This is a genomic window from Arthrobacter sp. GmRoot5-12 (assembly GCF_059739365.1).
The window spans coordinates 23970-44179 of the sequence record NZ_AP046056.1 but is presented as its reverse complement, the minus strand read 5'-3'; the positions used below and the strand labels follow the sequence as shown (position 1 = coordinate 44179).

General features: G+C 66.8%; 18 protein-coding genes, 6 tRNA genes, 1 pseudogene and 1 riboswitch. Of the genes and pseudogenes, 15 read left to right on the top strand and 10 right to left on the bottom strand.

The window, feature by feature from the left end; genetic code table 11:
- Positions 1-44: 44 nt before the first annotated feature.
- The 4 genes from AC6JAM_RS00235 to AC6JAM_RS00220 are packed head-to-tail and all read left to right on the top strand — an operon-like array spanning position 45 to position 5677.
- Positions 45-1316 carry an alpha/beta hydrolase family protein gene (locus AC6JAM_RS00235; protein WP_056393651.1) on the top strand — a complete coding sequence of 424 codons (1272 nt, stop codon included), beginning with the start codon at positions 45-47 and terminating at the stop codon, positions 1314-1316.
- Position 1317: 1 nt separating this feature from the next.
- Positions 1318-2958, top strand: coding sequence for a succinic semialdehyde dehydrogenase (locus tag AC6JAM_RS00230; RefSeq protein ID WP_497933743.1), 1641 nt, complete (start codon positions 1318-1320; stop codon positions 2956-2958).
- Between the two features lies 1 nt (position 2959).
- Positions 2960-3838, top strand: coding sequence for an SDR family oxidoreductase (locus AC6JAM_RS00225; RefSeq protein WP_018770759.1), 879 nt, complete (start codon positions 2960-2962; stop codon positions 3836-3838).
- A 60-nt stretch (positions 3839-3898) separates the two neighbouring features.
- Entirely contained in the window at positions 3899-5677 is a 1779-nt protein-coding gene (locus AC6JAM_RS00220; protein WP_497933741.1) for a multicopper oxidase family protein, read from the top strand.
- A 25-nt stretch (positions 5678-5702) separates the two neighbouring features.
- Here the strand turns inward: AC6JAM_RS00220 and ybaK are convergent, their stop codons facing one another.
- From ybaK to AC6JAM_RS00205, 3 genes are read right to left on the bottom strand one after another with little or no spacing between them, the layout of a single operon-like run.
- Entirely contained in the window at positions 5703-6215 is a 513-nt protein-coding gene (gene ybaK, locus AC6JAM_RS00215; protein WP_497933740.1) for a Cys-tRNA(Pro) deacylase, read from the bottom strand.
- A gap of 10 nt (positions 6216-6225) precedes the next feature.
- Positions 6226-6684, bottom strand: coding sequence for a SufE family protein (locus AC6JAM_RS00210; RefSeq protein WP_497933739.1), 459 nt, complete (start codon positions 6682-6684; stop codon positions 6226-6228).
- Between the two features lie 29 nt (positions 6685-6713).
- On the bottom strand, positions 6714-7637 hold the full coding sequence (locus AC6JAM_RS00205; protein ID WP_018770763.1) for a sulfurtransferase: 924 nt from the start codon (positions 7635-7637) through the stop codon (positions 6714-6716).
- A 215-nt stretch (positions 7638-7852) separates the two neighbouring features.
- On the opposite strand from AC6JAM_RS00205, the gene zapE reads away from it, so the two are divergent.
- Entirely contained in the window at positions 7853-8890 is a 1038-nt protein-coding gene (zapE, locus tag AC6JAM_RS00200; protein WP_018770764.1) for a cell division protein ZapE, read from the top strand.
- On the opposite strand, the pseudogene AC6JAM_RS00195 reads toward zapE, so the two are convergent.
- The 7 genes and pseudogenes from AC6JAM_RS00195 to AC6JAM_RS00165 form a co-directional block, all read right to left on the bottom strand.
- Positions 8887-10106: pseudogene (locus AC6JAM_RS00195) on the bottom strand (benzoate/H(+) symporter BenE family transporter). The gene zapE and the pseudogene AC6JAM_RS00195 overlap by 4 nt on opposite strands.
- Before the next feature lie 165 nt (positions 10107-10271).
- The gene (locus tag AC6JAM_RS00190) at positions 10272-10535 is read right to left on the bottom strand and encodes an antitoxin (protein ID WP_026265999.1); all 264 of its coding nucleotides are present in this window, start codon (positions 10533-10535) and stop codon (positions 10272-10274) included.
- A gap of 137 nt (positions 10536-10672) precedes the next feature.
- A tRNA-Val gene (locus tag AC6JAM_RS00185) sits at positions 10673-10747 on the bottom strand.
- 32 nt (positions 10748-10779) lie between these two features.
- Positions 10780-10852 (bottom strand) — tRNA-Gly (locus AC6JAM_RS00180).
- A 54-nt stretch (positions 10853-10906) separates the two neighbouring features.
- Positions 10907-10978 (bottom strand) — tRNA-Val (locus AC6JAM_RS00175).
- Between the two features lie 38 nt (positions 10979-11016).
- Positions 11017-11087 (bottom strand) — tRNA-Cys (locus AC6JAM_RS00170).
- A gap of 47 nt (positions 11088-11134) precedes the next feature.
- A tRNA-Gly gene (locus tag AC6JAM_RS00165) sits at positions 11135-11207 on the bottom strand.
- 328 nt (positions 11208-11535) lie between these two features.
- Here AC6JAM_RS00165 and AC6JAM_RS00160 point away from each other — a divergent pair.
- From AC6JAM_RS00160 to ribA, 10 genes are all read left to right on the top strand, one after another.
- Positions 11536-11607, top strand: a tRNA-Val gene (locus AC6JAM_RS00160).
- 105 nt (positions 11608-11712) lie between these two features.
- A complete protein-coding gene (locus tag AC6JAM_RS00155) occupies positions 11713-12573 on the top strand; it encodes a PD-(D/E)XK nuclease family protein (protein WP_018770767.1) in 861 nt (286 codons plus the stop codon).
- A 77-nt stretch (positions 12574-12650) separates the two neighbouring features.
- On the top strand, positions 12651-13253 hold the full coding sequence (def, locus tag AC6JAM_RS00150; protein WP_018770768.1) for a peptide deformylase: 603 nt from the start codon (positions 12651-12653) through the stop codon (positions 13251-13253).
- Entirely contained in the window at positions 13250-14170 is a 921-nt protein-coding gene (fmt, locus tag AC6JAM_RS00145) for a methionyl-tRNA formyltransferase (RefSeq protein ID WP_497933738.1), read from the top strand. Before def ends, fmt begins: the two co-directional genes overlap by 4 nt.
- A complete protein-coding gene (locus AC6JAM_RS00140) occupies positions 14167-15747 on the top strand; it encodes an RsmB/NOP family class I SAM-dependent RNA methyltransferase (RefSeq protein WP_497933737.1) in 1581 nt (526 codons plus the stop codon). Before fmt ends, AC6JAM_RS00140 begins: the two co-directional genes overlap by 4 nt.
- A gap of 144 nt (positions 15748-15891) precedes the next feature.
- Positions 15892-16569, top strand: coding sequence for a ribulose-phosphate 3-epimerase (gene rpe, locus AC6JAM_RS00135; protein ID WP_018770771.1), 678 nt, complete (start codon positions 15892-15894; stop codon positions 16567-16569).
- Between the two features lie 39 nt (positions 16570-16608).
- Positions 16609-16757: riboswitch (FMN riboswitch) on the top strand.
- Between the two features lie 168 nt (positions 16758-16925).
- Complete coding sequence (ribD, locus tag AC6JAM_RS00130) at positions 16926-18065, top strand: bifunctional diaminohydroxyphosphoribosylaminopyrimidine deaminase/5-amino-6-(5-phosphoribosylamino)uracil reductase RibD (RefSeq protein WP_497935854.1); 1140 nt, start codon at positions 16926-16928, stop codon at positions 18063-18065.
- Positions 18065-18724 carry a riboflavin synthase gene (locus AC6JAM_RS00125; RefSeq protein ID WP_497933736.1) on the top strand — a complete coding sequence of 220 codons (660 nt, stop codon included), beginning with the start codon at positions 18065-18067 and terminating at the stop codon, positions 18722-18724. The genes ribD and AC6JAM_RS00125 overlap by 1 nt, the downstream gene beginning before the upstream one ends.
- The gene (gene ribB / locus AC6JAM_RS00120) at positions 18721-19470 is read left to right on the top strand and encodes a 3,4-dihydroxy-2-butanone-4-phosphate synthase (protein WP_497933735.1); all 750 of its coding nucleotides are present in this window, start codon (positions 18721-18723) and stop codon (positions 19468-19470) included. Before AC6JAM_RS00125 ends, ribB begins: the two co-directional genes overlap by 4 nt.
- The gene (ribA, locus tag AC6JAM_RS00115) at positions 19467-20201 is read left to right on the top strand and encodes a GTP cyclohydrolase II (protein WP_018770775.1); all 735 of its coding nucleotides are present in this window, start codon (positions 19467-19469) and stop codon (positions 20199-20201) included. Before ribB ends, ribA begins: the two co-directional genes overlap by 4 nt.
- The last annotated feature ends 9 nt before the right edge of the window (positions 20202-20210 follow it).

The window sequence follows — 20210 nt, the reverse complement described above, 5'->3', positions numbered from 1 at the left end:
GTAAGAATAGTCCCATGGCACCTTTCCGGCGAGCGCGCCCTGCAATGACTGCAACCACCAGGGATTCCGGCGGAATGTCGCCGGGGGCGAAGTGGGCCATCGGCGGAGCTGTCGCCGGCGGCTCCGTGGCCAGCCTGCTGGGCGCCGGTTCGTCCGCGCTCGCCGTGTACTTTGCCCGCCGCGTCATTACCCCGGCCCGGCAACGGGCAGCGGACAAGGAACTGCTGGCCGTAATCCGGGACGGGCAGAAGCAGCAGGTGATCCTGGCCGCCAATGACGACACCACCGTGGATGGGGTTTACGGATTCTTTTTCGACGGCGGCAAGGGCCACGCGCGGATCGGCCGCATCATCTCCTACTCGCCGGCCGAACGCACGGTCCTGCGCGAGGTCGAAGCCGTCTACAGCGGCGACCTGTCCACGGCCCGCTGGGGATGGTGGAGCGGCGCCACCTACCCTGACCCGGCCGCCGTCGGAATTCCTGCCGAGGACGTGCTGATACCCGTGGAGCGCGGGGAAGCGCCGGCCTGGCTGGTCCGGGCCAAGGGGACAGCCCGCACCTGGGCCATCATGGTGCACGGCCGCGGAGCCACCCGGCAGGAAGCGCTGCGGGCGGTGGGACCGGCACTGGAGCTGGGCCTGACCAGCCTGCTGGTGTCCTACCGCAACGACGGGCTGGCGCCGTCGGCCGATGACGGACGGTACGGCCTGGGCTCCACGGAGTGGCAGGACATCGAAGCCGCCATTGAGTATGCGCTGGCCGAGGGGGCCGAGGAAATTGTCCTGTTCGGCTGGTCCATGGGAGGGGCCATCTGCCTGCAGACCGCGGACCTTTCCCGGTACCGGCACCTGATCCGGGCCATGGTGCTTGACGCACCCGTGATCGACTGGGTGACCGTGTTGGCGCACCATGCACAGCTGAACCGGATTCCGTCGCTGGTGGGCCGCTACGGGCAGCTGATGCTGGGCCACCCGCTGGGGCGCCGCCTGACCGGCCTGTCGGCACCGGTGGACCTGAAGGTCATGGATTGGGTGTCCCGGGCCGTGGAGCTGCGGACACCCACGCTGATCATCCACAGCGTTGACGACGAGTACGTGCCCTACGGACCGTCCGCGCTCCTGGCCGAACGGAACCCGGAGATGGTCACGTTCGAGACGTTCAACCACGCACGGCACACCAAGGAATGGAATGTGGACCCCGAGCGCTGGGAACGGCTGGTTAAGGCCTGGCTCCGGCAGCAGCTCGCTCCGCGCCTCAACCCCGGCACGGGGCTCACCCCTGGAACGCTGGCCGGGCACACCGCTGCGGGGGCGTGACATGGCGGACCAACTCCACGAACAACAGCCCGGGACGGCGGCCTTGAGCGCGCGGGGCCGGGATCTCGCCGCGGGACTGTCAAGGCTGGTTGCGGCAGCACCGGGCGCCCCGACGCAGGCTTCGCACGCACCCTTTGACGGCACGCTTGTGGGCGAAGTGCCCGTGTGCAGCGCACCCGACGTTGATGCCGCCGTCGGAACTGCCCGCGTGGCGCAGCGGTACTGGGCAGGCGTTTCCGTCGAAGACCGTTGCCGGGTGATCCGGCGCTTCCGCCGGCTGGTGCTGGACCGGGAGCAGGACATCCTGGACCTGGTGCAGGCAGAGAGCGGCAAGTCCCGGCTGAGCGCCTTTGAGGAACTTGCGGACGTGGTCCTGACGGCGGACTACTACGCGCGCACCGCAGAACGGCACCTTGGGCCGCGCCGCCGGAAGGGCGCCGCCCCGGTCCTGACCCGCACCACCGAACACCGTCTTCCGAAGGGAGTGGTGGGGGTCATCAGCCCCTGGAACTACCCGCTGACCCTTGCGGTCTCGGACGCCGTCCCGGCCCTGCTGGCCGGGAACGGCATCGTCCTGAAGCCGGATTCGCAGACGCCCTTCACCGCCCTGCTGATGCTCAAACTGCTCCGGCAGGCGGGGCTTCCCGCAGGCCTGTTCCAAGTGGTCACAGGGCCCGGCACTGCAATTGGCCCTGCCTTGATCGCGCGGGTCGACTTTCTGATGTTCACCGGATCCTCGCAGACCGGCAAGACCGTGGCGCGGCAGTGCAGTGAGCGGCTGATCGGCTTCTCGGCCGAACTCGGCGGCAAGAACCCCATGCTGGTCCTGGCCGATGCGGATGTGGGCAAAGCCGCCGCCGGCGCGGTACACGCCTGTTTTTCCAACTCCGGACAGCTGTGCGTCAGCATCGAACGGATCTACGTGCACGCTGACGTCCATGACAGCTTCCTGGCCGCCTTCGCGGCCGCGGTGCAAGGCATCCGCATGGCTCCCGGACCGGACTGGGACATTGGCATGGGATCCCTCATCAGCCCGGCGCAGCTGGAACGGGTTGACCGCCACGTCCAGGATGCGCTCGCCAAAGGAGCCCAACTGGTCACCGGCGGACGGCACCGGCCGGATCTGGGGCCGCTGTTCTACGAGCCAACGGTCCTGACGGGAGTCACGCAGGAGATGCTCCTTGCCAGGGAAGAGACCTTTGGGCCGGTGGTGGCCGTCTACCGCACAACGGACGACGACGAAGCCGTTGCCCTGGCCAACGATTCCGACTTCGGACTGAATGCCAGCGTCTGGTCGGCCCGGCGGGGCGAGGCAGTGGCCCGCAGGCTTCTGACGGGAACGGTCAATGTCAATGAAGGCTACGCAGCCACCTGGGCATCCCATGATGCACCGATCGGGGGCATGAAGGAGTCCGGCGCAGGCCGCCGCCACGGCCGGGAAGGCATCCTCAAGTACACCGAGCCGCAGACCATCGCCGTGCAGCGGCTGCTCCGTGTTGCACCCCTTCCCGGCATGTCCAACCGGACCTACGCACGGATCATGAAAGGGGCCATCAGGGTGATGGGCCGCGTACCCCGAAGCCGTCAAAGGACACTGCCCGTGGCGCCGGGACACGCGCCGCCAACATCGCAGGAGGACTGATATGCCCCAGGGAACCAGGCTTTCCGGCGCAACTGTGCTGATCACGGGAGGCGGCAGCGGGCTGGGCCGCCGCCTGGCGCTTGGAGCAGCCCGGCGCGGAAGCCGGGTGGTGATCTGGGATGTGGACGTCCAACGCGGCACGGCGGTGCGCGACGAGATCCGGGCTGCCGGCGGTTTGGCCGAAGCCCATGCCGTGGACGTCACGGACCGTGGGGGCGTAAAGGCCGCGGCGGCTGTTGCCGGACCCGTGGATATCCTGGTCAACAACGCCGGAGTGGTCAGCGGCCTGGCACTCCTCGACGCCACGGAAGAAGCCATCGAAAGGACCATGAAGGTCAACGTCATGGCCCTGTACTGGGTCACCCGCGGCTTCCTGGGCGGAATGGTAGACCGCCGGCGGGGAACCGTGGTCACCATTGCCAGTGCTGCAGCCCTGGTGGGCGTCGCCCGCCAGACAGACTATTCCGCCAGCAAGTTTGCCGCCTTCGGTTTCAACGAATCACTCCGTGCCGAGCTCCGCGCTGGAAAAATTGGTGTCAATACGCTGGCGGTGTGCCCTTATTACATCGACACGGGGATGTTCGACGGCGTCCGGACGCGCTGGCCCCTGCTTCTTCCCATCCTCCAGGAAGAGCAGGTGGCAACCAAGGTCCTGGATGCCATCGAAGCCGGGCGCCGAAAGCTGGTCCTGCCGCCCATCGTGAACCTGCTGCCGGCCCTGCGGGTCCTTCCGGTTGGCGTCTTCGACCGGGTCATGGACGTGCTGGGGGTCAACCAAACCATGGACCATTTCACCGGCCGGGCCGCGGGGCGGACTGGAGGGCATACCGGGGTGGCCCACCCCCTTACGGAGGGGACCCGTGACCCTATGACGGACTAAAGCACAGGTCTATCCTGCTGCCCAAGGGGGGATACCGCTGCGAAGAAATGGGGCCCCAAAATGCGCATTACAAGACGACAACTGCTGCAGGCCGGCGCTGTGGCCGGTGCAGGTGTTCTGACCCAGGCTTATGGATCCGGGGCCAGCCCGGGACTGGCGGCCCCCGTTCCCCCGCCCGGCATCTTTACGGAGCAGCTTCCCACGCTCGCCGACCTGGGGGTTATCGACATGCGGTCCGGCGGCAACCTTGAGTTGTGGGCCCGCAACTCCCGCCACCGCTTCCAGGCCGAAATGGGCCTGACCGACACGCTGACGTACCAGGACGCTGCATCATCCAGGAGTTACCTGGGGCCGGTCATCATCGCCCGGAAGGATACACCCCTGAGCCTCACAGTCCACAACGATATTGGGCGGCATCCCCTTGCCTTCGCCATCGACCCGGAACTGGTCCCGCCTGGCAGCAACGACGCCCGATCTCCCAGGACGGCTGTCCACCTCCACGGCGGCAACACTGCACCAACGTCCGACGGCGGCCCTGGACAGACTTTCCGGCCCGGCGCCTCGTACACCTACCACTATGGCAACAACCAGGATGCGGCCGGCCTCTGGTACCACGACCACGCGCTGGGCCTCACCCGCCTGAATGTCTACGCCGGGCTGGCCGGTGGCTACCTGCTCCGGGACACCCGCAGTACGGGCATCGACACCGGCGACGGGACACATCTTCCACCGCCGCCATATGAATTGCCGCTGGTCATCCAGGACCGCATGTTCAACCAGGACGGCTCGTTTGCCTACCCGCCCAACCCTGAACTAGTGGACGCAGACGGCGCAGCCCGGCCCTGGGCCCCTGAGTTCTTCGGCGATGTTGCCACGGTCAACGGAAAATGCCGGCCCAACCTGGACGTGGCCCGCGGCAAGTACCGCTTCCGGATGTTCAACGGCTCCAACGCGCGGTTCTACGACTTCAAGTTCATCGCGGACGGCACCGCAGTCACTTTCCACCAGATAGGGTCCGACGGCGGCCTGCTGGACGCCCCGGTCAGGCTCAACAGGCTGGTCATGGGACCCGGTGAGCGGGCAGACATTGTGGTGGACTTCGCCGGGCTGAAGGCAGGTTCGAAGGTGGTCCTGGCCAACAGTGCCCGGGTGCCCTTCCCGAACGGGCCGGAATCTGTCCAGCGCGGCGCCATCCCGCTCCCACAAATCATGCAGTTCACTGTCCTCTCCGAGCCCGGCTATACGGTGCCGCTGCCGGCCCAGCTGCGGTCCGAGCCTCTCACCCGGCTCGTGGAACTGCCCACCGTGGCCACCAGGTCCATGGCATTGGTGGAAGTGGCGAACGCCGATGACGTTCCCATCATGGCGCTGCTGAACAACAGGATGTTCGACAGCCCCGACATCACGGTGGTGAAGCAAGACACACTGGAGCAGTGGGAGCTCATCAACACCACGGTGGACGCCCACCCGATCCACCTGCATTTCACGCAGTTCCAGGTGCTCAACCGGCAAAAGTTCGATGCCGACTCCTACCTTGAGGCCACGGACTACGTAGACCCCAAAACCGGACTCGTCACGCCCGGAAGGGGGTGCGCTGTACCGGTCAAGCCCTTCCTGATCGGCCGTCCCAAGGCCGCGCCGGCCAATGAACAGGGATGGAAGGACACCGTGGTGGCGATGCCTGGCGAAGTGACGCGGATCCGCGTCCCCTTCGGCGCGGCCGCTGCAGGAGGTGACCCACTGGCCATCGGCTCATCCTTCACGGGTGAATACGTCTGGCACTGCCACATCCTGGAGCACGAGGACAACGACATGATGCAGCGGTACGTAATCGAGTAGCCAGGGGCTCCCAGCCCCTGCACTGCTATGGACGGGAGTTGCCCGCAGCCGGCGAACCAATGGGCGCCGCAACAGCTTCCGTCAGCCGGATGAGGTCGGCCGGAGCTAGCTCGATGTCCAGGCCGCGGCGCCCCCCGGACACCAGCATCGTCTCCAGCCGCAACGCGGAGGAGTCCAGGACCGTGGGGGAGGGCTGGTGCTGGCCGATCGGGGAGATGCCGCCCAGCACATAGCCTGTGCGCCGCTGGGCCGCTGCGGGATCAGCCATGGCAGCCTTCTTGGCTCCGAGTGCGGCAGCCATTGCCTTCAGGTCGAGGGTTCCGCTGACAGGTACGATGCCCACGGCCAGCCGGCCCTCCACGTCCACCATCAACGTCTTGAAGACGCGCGACGGATCAATGCCGAGGGCCTCGGCGGCCTCGGTGCCATAGCTCGCGGCCGCCGGATCGTGGGTGTAGGGGTGGAGCACAAAGGGAACCCCGGCCGCGGTCAAAGCCGCTGTGGCCGGGGTTCCCTGGGAGCCGTTCCTGCGTGCCATGGAGGGGGGGTCAGGCGACCTTGGCGGCGGCGGCCACCTTGCGCTTGATCCTTCCCAGCATGGCCGTCATGCCCCTCATGCGCAGCGGGGTGATGGCCCGGGTGAGCCCCAGCCGCTCCGGCATGTCGTCCGGCACGGACAGGATCTCCTCCGCGGACAGGCCGTCCAGTCCCTCGTGCAGGACGCCGGCAAAACCCCGGGTGGTGGGAGCCTCAGCCGGGGCCTTGAAGTACAGCCGCACGGCGCCGGCGGGACCGGCGTCGTTCTTCTCTGTCTCGATGGTGAGGAACAGCGGCGACTGGCACTCCACCACCTGCTCCAGGAGTTCGGGGTGGTCCTTGAGCCGGTTGGGGAGCTCCGGCAGTCCTTCCGAGAACTCCAGCAGCAGCTGCAGCCTCTCGGGTTCGGACAAGGCCTGGAAGTCGTCCACGATTGCCGCCAGGGCGGAAGGCAAAGCTTGAGTAGTCATCGTTCCAAGTCTACGCGGGTGGTCCTGCGTCAGGCTCCGACGGCGACGGGAACGGAACCACGCTCGGCGCCCTTGACGATCGGCACCCGCACGGCGTTGCCCCACTCGGTCCACGATCCGTCGTAGTTGCGGACGGAATCAAAGCCCAGGAGGTACTTCAGGGCGAACCAGGTGTGGCTGGACCGCTCGCCGATGCGGCAGTACGCCACGACGTCGTCACCCTCGGACAGCCCGGCTTCGCCCAGGTAGATGGCCTCCAGTTCCTCCCTGCTGCGGAAGGTGCCGTCAGCTGCGGCGGCACGGGCCCAGGGAATGGATGCCGCAGTGGGGATGTGGCCGCCGCGGAGGGCGCCCTCCTCCGGGTAGGCAGGCATGTGGGTGCGCTGGCCGGTGTATTCCTCGGGGGAGCGGACGTCGATCAGGGGCTTGCCCAGGTGAGCCAGGACGTCGTCCTTGAAGGCGCGGATCGGGGCGTCGTCGCGCTCAACTACCGGGTAGCTGCCCCGGGCGGGGGCAGGCCGGTCCTTGGTCAGCTCGCGGCCTTCGGCAATCCATTTGTCCCGGCCGCCGTCGAGCAGCCGGACATCCTGGTGGCCAAAGAGCGTGAAGACCCAGAGCGCGTATGCGGCCCACCAGTTGGATTTGTCGCCATAGATGACCACGGTGCTGTCCCGGGAGATGCCCTTGGACGCCGCCAGCTCAGCGAAGGCCGCGCCGTCAATGTAGTCGCGGGACACTTCGTCGTTCAGGTCGGTGTGCCAGTCGATCTTGACGGCACCGGGGATATGGCCGGTCTCGTACAGCAGCACGTCCTCGTCGGACTCCACCACCACCAGCCCGCCATTGGCCACTGCGCCGTCCTTGATGGCAGCCGCGAGCCACTCCGTGGAAACGAGCCGCTCCGGGTGGGCGTAGGCTGCGAACTTCTCATTCTGTTCAACCGGGTAGGGCATGGCTTGGCCTTTCAGTAAGAGCACGGGAAACCGTGGAACATGCATTGGAACCTGTTCCCACCCTAGCCAGCGCCCATGACGTTGTCCGTATTCCGTTAATAGGACGAAATGTTGCCTTCGTCACGCCCTCGGTCGGGAGGGAGGCAACCAGCCCGGGTCCGGTCCGCATTGCCGGTATCCTTTCTGGGGACCAACCACCAGCAGAACGGACCACCTTGGTACAGATCGAACAGCTTGCCGCCCGCACTCCGGCAGTTTCGGTGGACGAACTCCTCAAGGGCTTCTACCCATCGCCGCGGTTCGGGGAGGTCTCCTTTGCGAGCTACCGCCCGGACCCCAAGCAGCCCAGCCAGGCCGCCGCCGTGCGCGAACTGGAAGGGTTTGCCGACGGCGTGGGGTCGGGCAACGGAGGCGGGCTATTCAAGAAGCTGTTCGGCAAAAAGGACGATTCCCGTGCCGGCATCTACCTTGACGGCGGGTTTGGCGTGGGCAAGACCCACCTGCTCGCTTCGCTGTGGCATGCCTCGCCGGGCCCCAAGGCTTTCGGCACGTTCGTGGAGTACACCAACCTCGTGGGCGCCCTGTCCTTCCGCAAAACCGTTGACGCCCTGAGCAGCTACAAGCTGGTCTGCATCGACGAATTCGAACTGGACGATCCCGGCGACACCGTCCTGATGTCCCGGCTCATGCGGGAACTTGCCGACGCCGGCGTCAAGCTCGCCGCCACGTCCAACACCTTGCCGGGTTCCCTGGGTGACGGCCGCTTTGCCGCCGTAGACTTCCAGCGCGAAATCCAGGTCCTGGCGGACCAGTTCGAGGTCATCCGCATCGACGGCGAGGACTTCCGGCACCGCGGCCTCCCCGCCGCACCGGCCCCGCTGAGAAACAGCGAACTTAACGCCCACATGAAGGCGGAGTTCGACGGCAAGACGGTTGCCCAGGACGAATTCTCCACCCTCATCCACCACTTGGCCGGTGTCCACCCCAGCCGCTACCGCCAACTGATCGACGGCATTGACGGCGTGGTGTGGCGCAACGTGGAAACCATCAAGGAGCAGGCTGTGGCGCTGCGGTTCGTGGTCCTGGCGGACCGGCTCTACGACAAGGACGTTCCCATCCTGGCCAGCGGCGTCCCCTTCGACCAGCTGTTCACCGAGGAAATGATGACCGGCGGGTACATGAAGAAATACTTCCGCGCCGTGTCCCGCCTGACCGCCCTGGCGCGTGAAGGGCAGAACCACGAACCGTCCTAAAAGGCGGTCCCGCTGCGCCGTGGCTGCAGCACCCACCGCACCGCCAGCCCGGCAATGAGCGCCCAGAACGCGGAACCGATTCCCGCAAATGCCAGGCCTGAGGCCGCCATCAGGAACGTGACGGCCGGGGCGATGCGGTCTTCCGTGTCCGCCAGGGCAGCCGAAATCGCCGACGCAAGGGTTCCCAGCAGGGCCAACCCGGCCACTGCTTCGAGCATCCCGGCCGGCGCCAGGTTCACCACCGCCACCAAGGCAGCGGAAAAAGCGGCAAGCACCAGGTAGGCCAGCCCGGAGGTGAAGCCGGCAACCCACCGCCTGCTCCGGTCCCCGCCTGCTTCCCCGCCCGCGGCCAGCGCCGCGCTGAGCGCTGCAAGATTGATGGCGTGGCCGCCGAACGGAGCCCCGCAACAGTCCCCGCTCCCGTGACCAGCATCGCCGGCCGCCACGGAGTGTCATATCCGAATGACCGCAGGACAGCCACCCCGGGAACGTTCTGCGACGCCATGGTCACCACGAACAACGGGACGGCGATGCCCACCAGGGCCTGCAGGCTGAACGCCGGCGTGGTCCAGGCGAGTGCGGGCATAAGGCCTCCCGCGTCCACCGGCGTCCCGGCGGACGCCAGGGAAATTCCGATCACGCCCAGGGCCATGAGCAAAGCCGCGGGCACCGCCCACCGCGGAGCGAACTTCATCATCACCAGCCAGCACAGGATCACCGGCGCCACAAAACCGGGCACCGTGCCCAGGGCTTTGAAGGGGGCCAGGCAAAGCTGGAGCAGGACCCCCGCCAGCATCGCCTGCGCCAGCGGGGACGGAATCCGCGCCATCAACCTGCCAAGCGCCGGCACCATGCCGGTCAGCGCCAACAGCAGGCCCGTCGCCAGGAAGGCGCCAATGGCGGCCGGCCACCCGCCGTCGGGCATTCCCGCTGCAGCCAGCAGCGCCGCACCCGGCGTCGACCAGGCCAGTGTCACCGGAACCCGGGAGCGCCAGGCGAGGACCAGGACGCCCAGCCCGACGGCGAGGGTCAGCGCCAGCAGGCCGGACGCGGCCTGGGTGGAATCGGCGCCCACCGCCTTGAGGCCGGCGAGGACTACGGCAAAGGACGAGGTAAAGCCCACCAGGGCGGTAACGATCCCGGCGACAACGGGCCGGGAGTCGAACCGCGGCAGTCCGGCCTTGGTTGTCCTGGAGGGTGCGGGGGAGTTGGGCATACCCGGCAGGTTACCGGCGCGGGTTTGGGAACCGGCAATCGGGGCTGCCAAAGGCAGACTGGCCGGGCAGCCGAGGGCATTCTTAAACGCCAAAGGCGCGGGCGCCGCCTCGCGGCGGGACCCGCGCCCCGTTGACGTGCTGGGGCAAGGCCCCGGCCAAATCCTTTACGGAGCCCTGTCCACCGGCGGAACCGGATTTTCAGGAGCTGCCGGGGGAACCTGTCCGGGGGCAGGTGCCTGGCCCGGGGTTCCGTTCTTGTCAATGAGCTTGGAAGCGCCATCCTGGATCTTGTCGACGTGGCCTGCGTACTTGCCGCCGGTCTTCGTGTCGACGAAATCGCCGGCCTTGCTGATGCCGTCCTTGATGGCCTGCTCGTTGCCGCGGATGAGACCCTGAGCCTTGCCCTTTAGATCGTCAATCAAACCCACGAGCACCTCCCTTCTGTCGCGGAGCCAGGTCGCTCCTCGCGCCTTCGATCCTATCCGGGCGTGAAAGGTGTGCCAAGGGAATTCGCCTGCAGCGGATTGGGAATACGAAAAAAGCAGCTCCGCAGAGCTGCTTTACATGGTGGGCGATACTGGGATCGAACCAGTGACCTCTTCCGTGTCAGGGAAGCGCGCTACCGCTGCGCCAATCGCCCCGAACCGGAAGACCGGCTGTGGGATGTAAGAGAGCGGACGACGAGATTCGAACTCGCGACATCCACCTTGGCAAGGTGGTGCTCTACCAGCTGAGCTACGTCCGCGTGTGCAGGATGGACCGGTAAACCGGTGGTACTGCGGGCAAGTTGCCTTGCCAGTGGGCGATACTGGGATCGAACCAGTGACCTCTTCCGTGTCAGGGAAGCGCGCTACCGCTGCGCCAATCGCCCATTGCATCCGAAGGATCCGGAAACCATGGTTTTCACCGAGGTGGGTACGGGATTCGAACCCGTGTATACGGCTTTGCAGGCCGCTGCCTCGCCTCTCGGCCAACCCACCGTGTTAGCGTCAATTCCGAAGAACTTTTGCTGTGACAGTGTCCTGCGAGCGGACGACGAGATTCGAACTCGCGACATCCACCTTGGCAAGGTGGTGCTCTACCAGCTGAGCTACGTCCGCATTTTGGAGGGTTGATTCCCTGCCGTTTCCGGCATTTCCTCGCGTTCCAACGAGTAAAAACAATATAGGAGGTTCCGGGATTCTCCAAATCGCTTCGGCCCTGCGCCCATTGTGTGCCTCCAGATCGCTGTAATCACGCGGATTTTGCGAGTTACAGGTGTGTAATTTCCGACGGCGGCAGGGGCGCCCGGGGGCGGCAGGCTGTGTCCCGCCGGGCTGCTTTCGAGGATTCCCGGCCAGGCAGGGGCGGCGGCGCGGTACCGGTCAGCGGGGTGTGTTGTTCGATTTTTGAAATAGGGCAGAGGTGGGCTAGCATTCAAATGCATCGGGGCGATTGGCGCAGTGGTAGCGCGCTTCGTTCACACCGAAGAGGTCACTGGTTCGAACCCAGTATCGCCCACCGCAGAGGCCCGTTTCCGCTCATCAGCAGCGGAGACGGGCCTTTTTCATGTGCAGCGCCTGCCTCCCGGAGCTTTTGTCGGCCCCCTGTGAAAGAGTCTTTTGTATGACTGATCCGCTCCTCGCCCACGCCACCGAATACGGCCGGATGTACGCACGGTCAACGTCTGAGCAGTTTTCCGTACCTTCCATCACCACGGTTATCAGCCAGCAGCCGCATGGCCTTGATGGCTGGTTCGGTTACATGGGTGCCAGCAGCCTGGCCAATGATCCGCTGCTGTCGGACTGCCTGGGCAGCCCGGCCAAAATCAAGCAGGCCATCAACCGTGCGGCCAAGGCTGCGGAAACCTATCGTGATGATGCCGCCCGGCGCGGGGACCGCGTCCACAATTACTGCGAGCAGGTGGCGTTGCGCGCGCTGGGACGTCCCCACGCCATGAAGGAGGCCCGTGAGGCGTTGGCCGCAAACGGGGAGGAAGCGTTCGCGGTCCGCTTCGACGAGTGGTGGGAGCTCTTCCAGGTGGAGCCCATCGCCCCCGAGATCACGGTCTGGAACAACACCGTGGGCTACGCCGGCACCCTTGACCTTGTGGCGCGGATCAACGGACGCATTTGCCTGATCGACTACAAGACCAAGGGCACAACGCGCGACGGCCTGGTCAAACCGCTGGACGACAAAGTAGTGATGCAGCTGGTGGCCGGCATGAAGGCGGAGGAAAGCCTGGTGGATGCGGAGGCGGGAACCTGGGAGCCCTGGAAGTACGGCGAAAACCCGGTCCTGCTGGCCGTCGCCATCGGGGAGACGGAGGTCCGGCCCGTCCGTGCCAACCCCGAGGTCCTCAAGCACCACTGGTGGAAATTCTGCGCCTTGCGCCGGGTCTGGGAACTGTCGGCGGACACCATCAGTGCAGGCACCGCGCTGCTGCCCATCGCACCCCCGCCGCTGGCACAGGCCCGTACCGCCTAAGCGCCGGATGGACCCGGAGAGACTGCACCTAAACTGGATAGGTTCCCTTTGCCGCCAACCGTGAGGACAAACAGCGCATGGCTATTCTGAATATCCGCATCATCGGTGATCCTGTGCTGCGCACAGTTGCCGATCCCGTGACGGAATTCGGACCCGAGCTTGCCAAACTGGTGGCCGACATGACCGAAACCATGGAGGACGTGGACGGTGCAGGGCTTGCCGCCCCGCAGGTCGGCGTCAGCAAGCGCGTCTTCACCTACCGCATCGACGGTGTGGAAGGGCACATCATCAATCCGGTCCTGGAGAACAGCGGGGACTACCAGCCGGACCAGGTGGAAGGCTGCCTGTCCATTCCGGGCCTCGGTTTCCCTGTCCGCCGCTTCCGCGCCACCCGGGTCACCGGTGTGGACATGCATGGACATCCGGTGTCCATCGACGGGGAGGGCATGCTGGCACGCTGCTTCCAGCACGAAAATGACCACCTGGACGGCATCCTCTACACCGACCGCCTCGAAGGCGAAGACCGGAAGGCTGCCTTGCGGTCCATCCGCAACGCCAATTACGACGCCGTCGCCGGTCGGACCACAGCCAAGCGCGCCAAGAACGTGGGATCGAGTTTCGGCGGTGCCGGCTTTGGCCAAACCAGCACCCCCGGCTCCAGCTTTGGCGGAGCAGGGTGAGGGTCCTCTTCGCGGGGACGCCCGCCGTCGCCGTGCCATCCCTGGACGCCCTCGTCAATGCCGGCTTCAACGTGGTCGCGGTCCTGACCCGTCCCGATGCCCCGGTAGGACGCAAACGCGTACTGACGCCGTCGCCGGTGGCACAACGGGCCGGGGAACTGGGCATTGATGTCATCCGTGCCGCCCGGGTCGACGCCGACGCCGTCGCCGCCATCGCCGCAGTGCAGCCGGACGTCGCGGCCATCGTTGCCTACGGCGGACTGGTTCCCCCTGCGGCCCTGGGCATACCGGCGCACGGCTGGGTCAATCTGCATTTCTCCCTGCTGCCGGCCTGGAGAGGCGCGGCACCGGTCCAGCGGTCCGTCATTGCCGGAGACGATGTCACAGGTGCCGTGACCTTCCAGCTTGAAGAGGGACTCGACACCGGTCCTGTTTTTGGCACCCTCACCGAGGCGGTCAGGCCCCAGGACACGGCAGGAGACCTGCTTGAGCGGCTTTCCCGCAGCGGTGCCGTCCTGCTGGCGCAGACACTGTCCGCCATCGAGGCCGGAAAAGCGTCGCCGCAGCCGCAGGCCGGAGAGGTCTCCCTGGCACCCAAGCTGACCCTGGAGGACGGACACCTTAACTGGTCCCACCCGGCCCTTGCCATCAACAGGCAGGCACGCGGAGTCACCCCTGAGCCCGGCGCCTGGTCCCTGCTTGACGGGCAGCGGGTCAAGCTCGAACCTGTCCGGCTCCGGCCGGATATTTCAGGACTTGCCCCTGGCTCAGTGGCATTGCAGGGGAAAGCCGTGTTGGTGGGAACAGGTTCACACGCCGTGGAACTCACCCGGGTCCAGCCCGCTGGGAAAAAGATGATGGCTGCAGCCGACTGGGCACGCGGCATGGCTTCACTGGAGGGTGTGGTGTTCGAATGAGCGTGTCCGGCGGTAATACAAATGGACGGAACACGGGCGGACCAAACACCGGCGGAGGGGGAAGCGCCGGAGGAGGCGGCCGCGGCAAGGGCGGACCCCGGGATGCCAGCAGAAGGGATGCCAAAGGGCGGGAACGCAACCGCGGGCCGCAGCGGAACTTCACCGGGCAGGCGCCGTCGCAGCGGACCAGGCGCGCCGATCCAGCCCGCCTGGTGGCCTTCGAAGTGCTGCGTGCCGTGGCTGAGGAGGACGCCTACGCCAACCTCGTGCTGCCCGCGCGGATCCGGCACCACCGGCTGGACAAACGCGACGCCGGATTCGCCACGGAATTAAGCTACGGAGCCCTGCGCGGCCAAGGCACCTACGACGCCATCCTGGCGCGGTGCGTGGACCGGCCCCTGGCCCAGCTTGACCCCGCCGTCCTCGATGCCCTCCGTATCGGCGCCCACCAGCTGCTGGCCATGCGGGTCCCCGCGCACGCCGCACTGGACCAGACGGTTGGACTTGCCCGTGCCGTCATCGGGGCGGGACCCTCCGCGCTGATCAATGCCGTCCTCCGCAAGGTCACTGCCCACCCCCTTGAGGAATGGCTGGACCTGCTGGTGGAGGGCGAAACCGACGAGACGAAGATTGCCTCGCTCAGGTACGCCCACCCCGAATGGATTGTCCGGGCAATGCGCCAGTCGCTCGTGGCCCATGGCCGGCCCGCAGCCGAGATCAACGACCTGCTCGAAGCGGACAACGCCGCCCCTGTGGTCAACCTTGTGGCCCTGCCGGGGCTGGGCAGCCTCGACGAAGCGCTGGAAAACGGTGCCACCCCCGGGGAACTGGTGGAAGGCTCCGCGCTCTCCAGCGGCGGTGACCTGGGGCGGCTGGCATCCGTACGCGCCGGTACCCTCCGGGTGCAGGATGTCGGTTCCCAGCTGGTGGCCAGGGCCCTGGCCGCAGTGAACCTCGGCCAGGCGGCCGATGGTGCCGGTGAAGCGTGGCTCGACCTCTGCGCAGGCCCGGGTGGAAAGGCGGCACTCCTTGGTGCCCTTGCGCACCAGCGGGGGGCCACGCTTCTTGCGAACGAGCCCGCCCCGCACCGCGCAAAGCTTGTCAGCCAGGCACTGTCCGCCGTACCGCAGGACAGCTGGCAGGTCCGGACCGGCGACGGCCGGGATGTAGGCGCCGAACAGCCGGGGCAATACTCCCGTGTCCTGGTGGACGTTCCCTGCACCGGCCTGGGGGCACTTCGGCGCAGGCCCGAGTCCCGGTGGCGTCGCTCGCCCAAGGACATTGCAGACCTGGGCCCACTGCAGCGCGAGCTGCTGAACTCTGCCCTGGCCGCGGTTCGGCCCGGGGGAGTGGTGGCCTACGTGACGTGTTCACCGCACCCGGCAGAGACCACAGCTGTTGTGGCCGACGTGCTCCGGAAGCGCGGCGACCTGGAACTCCTCGATGCCGGCGCCGCACTTGACGCAGTCAGCCTCACTGGAAGCCTTGGCGCGGGCCATGAACTGACCGCGCAGCTCTGGCCCCACATCCACCACACCGATGCCATGTTCCTGGCCCTGATACATAAAAAATCCTGACAGGAGAAGAAACCCTGACAGGCAAAGAAACCTGATCAGGAAGAATTCCCGGCTTCCCGACCTGCGGCTACCAGCCCCGCCCGCTCCCTGCAGCGGGCTGGAACTTCGCTGCGACCAACGCACGTTCATCCGAAAGGCAACCCTGTGACGCAATGCTGCATCAACCCGAGCATCCTCTCCGCCGACTTCGTCAACCTTGAGGCCGAACTGCGGCGGATCAGCAACGCCGACGCCGTGCACGTGGACGTCATGGACAACCACTTCGTCCCCAACCTGACCATCGGGCTGCCGGTGGTGCAGCGGATCCAGGCCGTCAGCCCGGTCCCACTCGACGCCCACCTGATGATTGCCGACGCGGACCGCTGGGCGCCCGGGTTCGCCGACGCAGGCCTGGCATCGGTCACGTTCCACGCCGAGGCATCCATTGCGCCCATCAAGCTGGCGCGGGAACTGCGCAGCAGGGGGGCCAAAGCGGGCATGGCGCTTCGCCCCGCCACCCCCGTGGAGCCGTACCTCGACATGCTGCCGGAGCTGGACATGCTGCTCATCATGACTGTGGAACCGGGCTTTGGCGGCCAGGCGTTCCTGGACGTCACGCTCCCCAAAATCCGCCGGGCCCGCGAAGCTGTGGAAGGCTCCGGGCTGGGAGTTGCCATCCAGGTGGACGGCGGGATCACCGAGGAAACCATCACCCGCGCCGCCGAGGCCGGCGCCAACGTCTTTGTGGCGGGCTCTGCCGTCTACGGCGCCGATGACCCCGCCGCAGCCATCGACCTGCTGCGCCACAAGGGCAGCCGGACATTACGCGGGGCGACGGAATAACCGGGTGCCCCTGCCGGTTGTGGCACAATAACAACACACATACGTGCTCCGGGGTCGGTGTAAGTCCGAACCGGCGGTGACAGTCCGCGACCCGCGAGCCGGCTTCCTCCCAGGAGGATTCCGGCGGACGGTTGAACCGGTGGAATTCCGGTACCGACAGTTAAAGTCTGGATGAGAGAAGCACGTACAGCTGTATCAGTGGGCCCGTTGGGTCCGCAACGTTCTGCTGTCGTATCCCCGGAGCCATCGCGGTTCGACAGGGAAGGAACGACACGCATGAACCCCCAGCGATGGCTCTTAACCGCCGAAAATACTGCCGCCTCCAAGGCAGGCACCCCATCCGTCCCGGCCGCCGCATGACGGGCCCGGTGGAACTGAAGCCCGCGGCCGGGGTGGTCACCGCCTTCGGCGCCGACGAAACCCGCGCCATGGAGCACGCCCTGCAGGCAGCCCTGCAGGGTCCGCGCGGAGCGAATCCCCTGGTGGGCGCCGTCGTCGTCGGTCCTGACGGGCGCCAACTTGTCACCGGCTACCACCGCGGCGCCGGCACCGCGCATGCCGAAGCGGACGCAATCGCCCAGGCCGCCGCCGTCGGCCTTGATCTGTCCGGCTGCACCATGGTGGTCACGCTGGAGCCGTGCGACCACGTAGGCCGCACCGGGCCATGCACGCAGGCGATCATCGACGCCGGCATCACGGACGTGGTGTACGCCGTCGACGACCCCCATGACCCGGCGGCCGGGGGCGCAGCAACACTGCGGGCGGCCGGCGTCCGGGTCCGCAGTGGCCTCGGCGCCGACGAATCCCTGGACCTGAACCGCCAGTGGTTTGAGGCAGTCGCCGCCAAGCGCCCGTTCGTCACCCTCCACATCGCCCAGACCCTGGACGCCCGGATAGCAGCCGAAGACGGCACCAGCCAATGGATCTCCAGCCCTGAGTCGCTGGCAGACAACCACGGAATCCGCGGCCGCATCGACGCCATCCTGGTGGGCACCCAGACCGTGCTGGTGGACAACCCCCGCCTGACCGCCCGGGAACCCTCCGGAGACCCCGCACCCAAACAGCCGGTACGGGCTGTCATGGGACTGCGCGGAATTCCGGACGACGCCGCGATCCACGGCGATGACGGCCTGGCTGTCCACCTCCCCACCCGGAACCCCCGCGAAGCGTTGACCCTGCTGTACAAAGCCGGGATCCGGCATGTGATGGTGGAAGGCGGCTCACGGATCCTCAGCTCCTTCCTCTCTGCCGGCCTGGTAGACGAACTCATCGTCTACCTTGCCCCCACCCTGCTGGGATCCGGCACCCCCGCCCTGAACGGGCTGGGCATCACCAGCCTCCCGGACGCCCAGCAATGGGAATGGGACGAGGCCGACGGCGGCGCCGTCCGGACGCTCGGCCGGGACCTCAGGCTTCACCTCAGACCGCAACGGAAAGTTGCACTCGACCACCCACCAACCCGCGGCAGCGCGGAAGAAGCCCAGGGAGGCTACTGATGTTCACCGGAATTATTGCCGAGCAGGGGCAGGTGCTGTCCGTCGAGCGTGACGGTAACACCAGCGCCACCGTGCGGCTGCAGGCCCCCGGCTCCACCGAAGGCCTGGCACTTGGCGGCTCCATCGCCGTGAACGGGGTCTGCCTCACGGCAACCGCCATCGACGGCAAGGAGTTCAGCGTGGACGTCATGGGGGAGACCCTGGTCCGGAGCACCATCGGCGAACTCGCAGCCGGCGATTCGGTCAACCTGGAGCGCTGTGTTCCCGCGGGCGGCCGGCTGGACGGACACGTGGTCCAGGGCCACGTGGACGGCGTGGGGGTCCTCCTGGAACGCGAACCCCAGGGCAACTGGGAGCGGCTGCGTTTTGGCGTCCCCGCCAACCTGGCCCGCTACATTGCCGAGAAAGGCTCCATCGCCATCGACGGCGTCTCCCTCACCGTGACGGCCGTCAGCCCGGCTTCGGAGCAGGAACCCTGGTTTGAGGTAGGCCTGATCCCCACCACGCTGGCAGAAACGGGCCTGGGGACCAAAACCACCGGCAGCCGGGTGAACCTGGAGGTCGACGTGCTGGCAAAGTATACCGAGCGGCTGCTGGCCTTCCGCGACGCGGATGCAGCAACCGGTACCGGTGGCGCCGTTGCAGGAGGTGCACGGTGAACGCCGCCGTACGCTTGGAACCCGCCGCATCCGCGGAGGCTGTCACTGTGACCGATGGACGGACGTCCGCGCCTGCCGTGGGACTGGACTCCATTGAGGACGCAGTCCGGGCCATGGCCGCCGGCCGGCCCGTGCTCGTCGTCGACAACGAGGACCGCGAAAACGAAGGCGACATCATCTTCGCCGCCCAGTACGCCACGCCCGCCCTGATGGGCTGGACCATCCGGTACAGCTCCGGCGTCATTTGCGTGCCGCTGACCGGAGACCGCGCGGATGCGCTGGCACTGCCTCCCATGACGGCGATCAACGAGGACGCCAAAGGCACGGCCTACACGGTGTCCTGCGACGCCGCCACCGGCGTCAGCACCGGAATCTCCGCCACGGACCGGGCCCTGACCGCCCGGATTCTGGCCGACCCGCACGCCGGTCCTGCATCCGTGACCCGCCCGGGGCATATTTTCCCGCTCCGCGCGGTTGACGGTGGAGTGCGGGAACGCCAGGGCCACACCGAGGCCGCGGTGGATCTGTGCCGCCTTGCAGGCCTGGAGCCTGTCGGGGTGATCGCGGAAGTGGTGTATGACGACGGTGAAATGATGCGCCTGGACGGGCTCCGTTCGTTCGCAGCTGAACATGGATGCCCTCTGATCTCCATCGAGGACCTGGTGGCGTATCTTGAAGCCGGGGCCGGGGGAACCCAGCGTGAGGATGTCCGGGTAACGCCGGGCGAAGAGAAGGAGAAGCGATGACGGCAGCGGCAGCCAGCGACGACAGCCACCAGAACGGCCACCGGAAGCACCACACGGTGTCCGGCGCAGCGCCCCATCCCGTCAGCGGAGGGCCGGTTGTACAGTTGCCCACGGCCTTCGGCGAGTTCGTGGCACAGGCATGGACGGACCTGGTGACGGGTGTGGAACACCTCGCCGTCAGTTCCCCCAACGCTCCCACTGACGGTAAAGCACCACTGGTGCGGCTGCACTCCGAGTGCCTCACCGGCGACGTCTTCGGTTCCTACCGCTGCGACTGCGGCGAACAACTTGCCTTCGCGCTGGAACTGATCCGGGACAACGGCGGCACGCTGCTCTACCTGCGCGGCCAGGAAGGCCGCGGCATTGGCCTGGCCAACAAGATCAAGGCCTACGCCCTGCAGGAGGCCGGCTTCGACACCGTTGAGGCGAACGAGCAGCTGGGCCTCCCCGTTGACGCCCGGTGCTACAAGGCCGCAGCCCAGATCCTGGCCGAAATGGGCCTGCATGAGGTGCGGCTGCTGAGCAACAACCCGGACAAGCAGAACAGGCTGGCCAAGGCGGGCGTAAAGGTCGTGGAAATGGTGCCTACGGAGGTGCCGTCCCGCGAACAGAACATCCGCTACCTGCGCACCAAGAAGGACCGCATGGAACACCGGCTGCTGCTGGACACCGGGGTGGCTCCCGTGCCCGTGCCCGCCCCTGAAACCCCTTTCGACCACGAACAAGACTGAACGGAACAA

Bases quoted from the DNA above. Each gene is read 5' to 3' on its own strand.
- AC6JAM_RS00220 (WP_497933741.1), top strand. From the start codon at position 3,899: ATGCGCATTACAAGACGACAACTGCTGCAGGCCGGCGCTGTGGCCGGT.
- AC6JAM_RS00210 (WP_497933739.1), bottom strand. From the start codon at position 6,684: ATGACTACTCAAGCTTTGCCTTCCGCCCTGGCGGCAATCGTGGACGAC.
- ribA (WP_018770775.1), top strand. From the start codon at position 19,467: ATGACGGCAGCGGCAGCCAGCGACGACAGCCACCAGAACGGCCACCGG.
- AC6JAM_RS00205 (WP_018770763.1), bottom strand. From the start codon at position 7,637: ATGCCCTACCCGGTTGAACAGAATGAGAAGTTCGCAGCCTACGCCCAC.
- ybaK (WP_497933740.1), bottom strand. From the start codon at position 6,215: ATGGCACGCAGGAACGGCTCCCAGGGAACCCCGGCCACAGCGGCTTTG.
- AC6JAM_RS00125 (WP_497933736.1), top strand. From the start codon at position 18,065: ATGTTCACCGGAATTATTGCCGAGCAGGGGCAGGTGCTGTCCGTCGAG.
- AC6JAM_RS00155 (WP_018770767.1), top strand. From the start codon at position 11,713: ATGACTGATCCGCTCCTCGCCCACGCCACCGAATACGGCCGGATGTAC.
- AC6JAM_RS00235 (WP_056393651.1), top strand. From the start codon at position 45: ATGACTGCAACCACCAGGGATTCCGGCGGAATGTCGCCGGGGGCGAAG.
- AC6JAM_RS00230 (WP_497933743.1), top strand. From the start codon at position 1,318: ATGGCGGACCAACTCCACGAACAACAGCCCGGGACGGCGGCCTTGAGC.
- AC6JAM_RS00140 (WP_497933737.1), top strand. From the start codon at position 14,167: ATGAGCGTGTCCGGCGGTAATACAAATGGACGGAACACGGGCGGACCA.
- ribD (WP_497935854.1), top strand. From the start codon at position 16,926: ATGACGGGCCCGGTGGAACTGAAGCCCGCGGCCGGGGTGGTCACCGCC.
- def (WP_018770768.1), top strand. From the start codon at position 12,651: ATGGCTATTCTGAATATCCGCATCATCGGTGATCCTGTGCTGCGCACA.
- AC6JAM_RS00225 (WP_018770759.1), top strand. From the start codon at position 2,960: ATGCCCCAGGGAACCAGGCTTTCCGGCGCAACTGTGCTGATCACGGGA.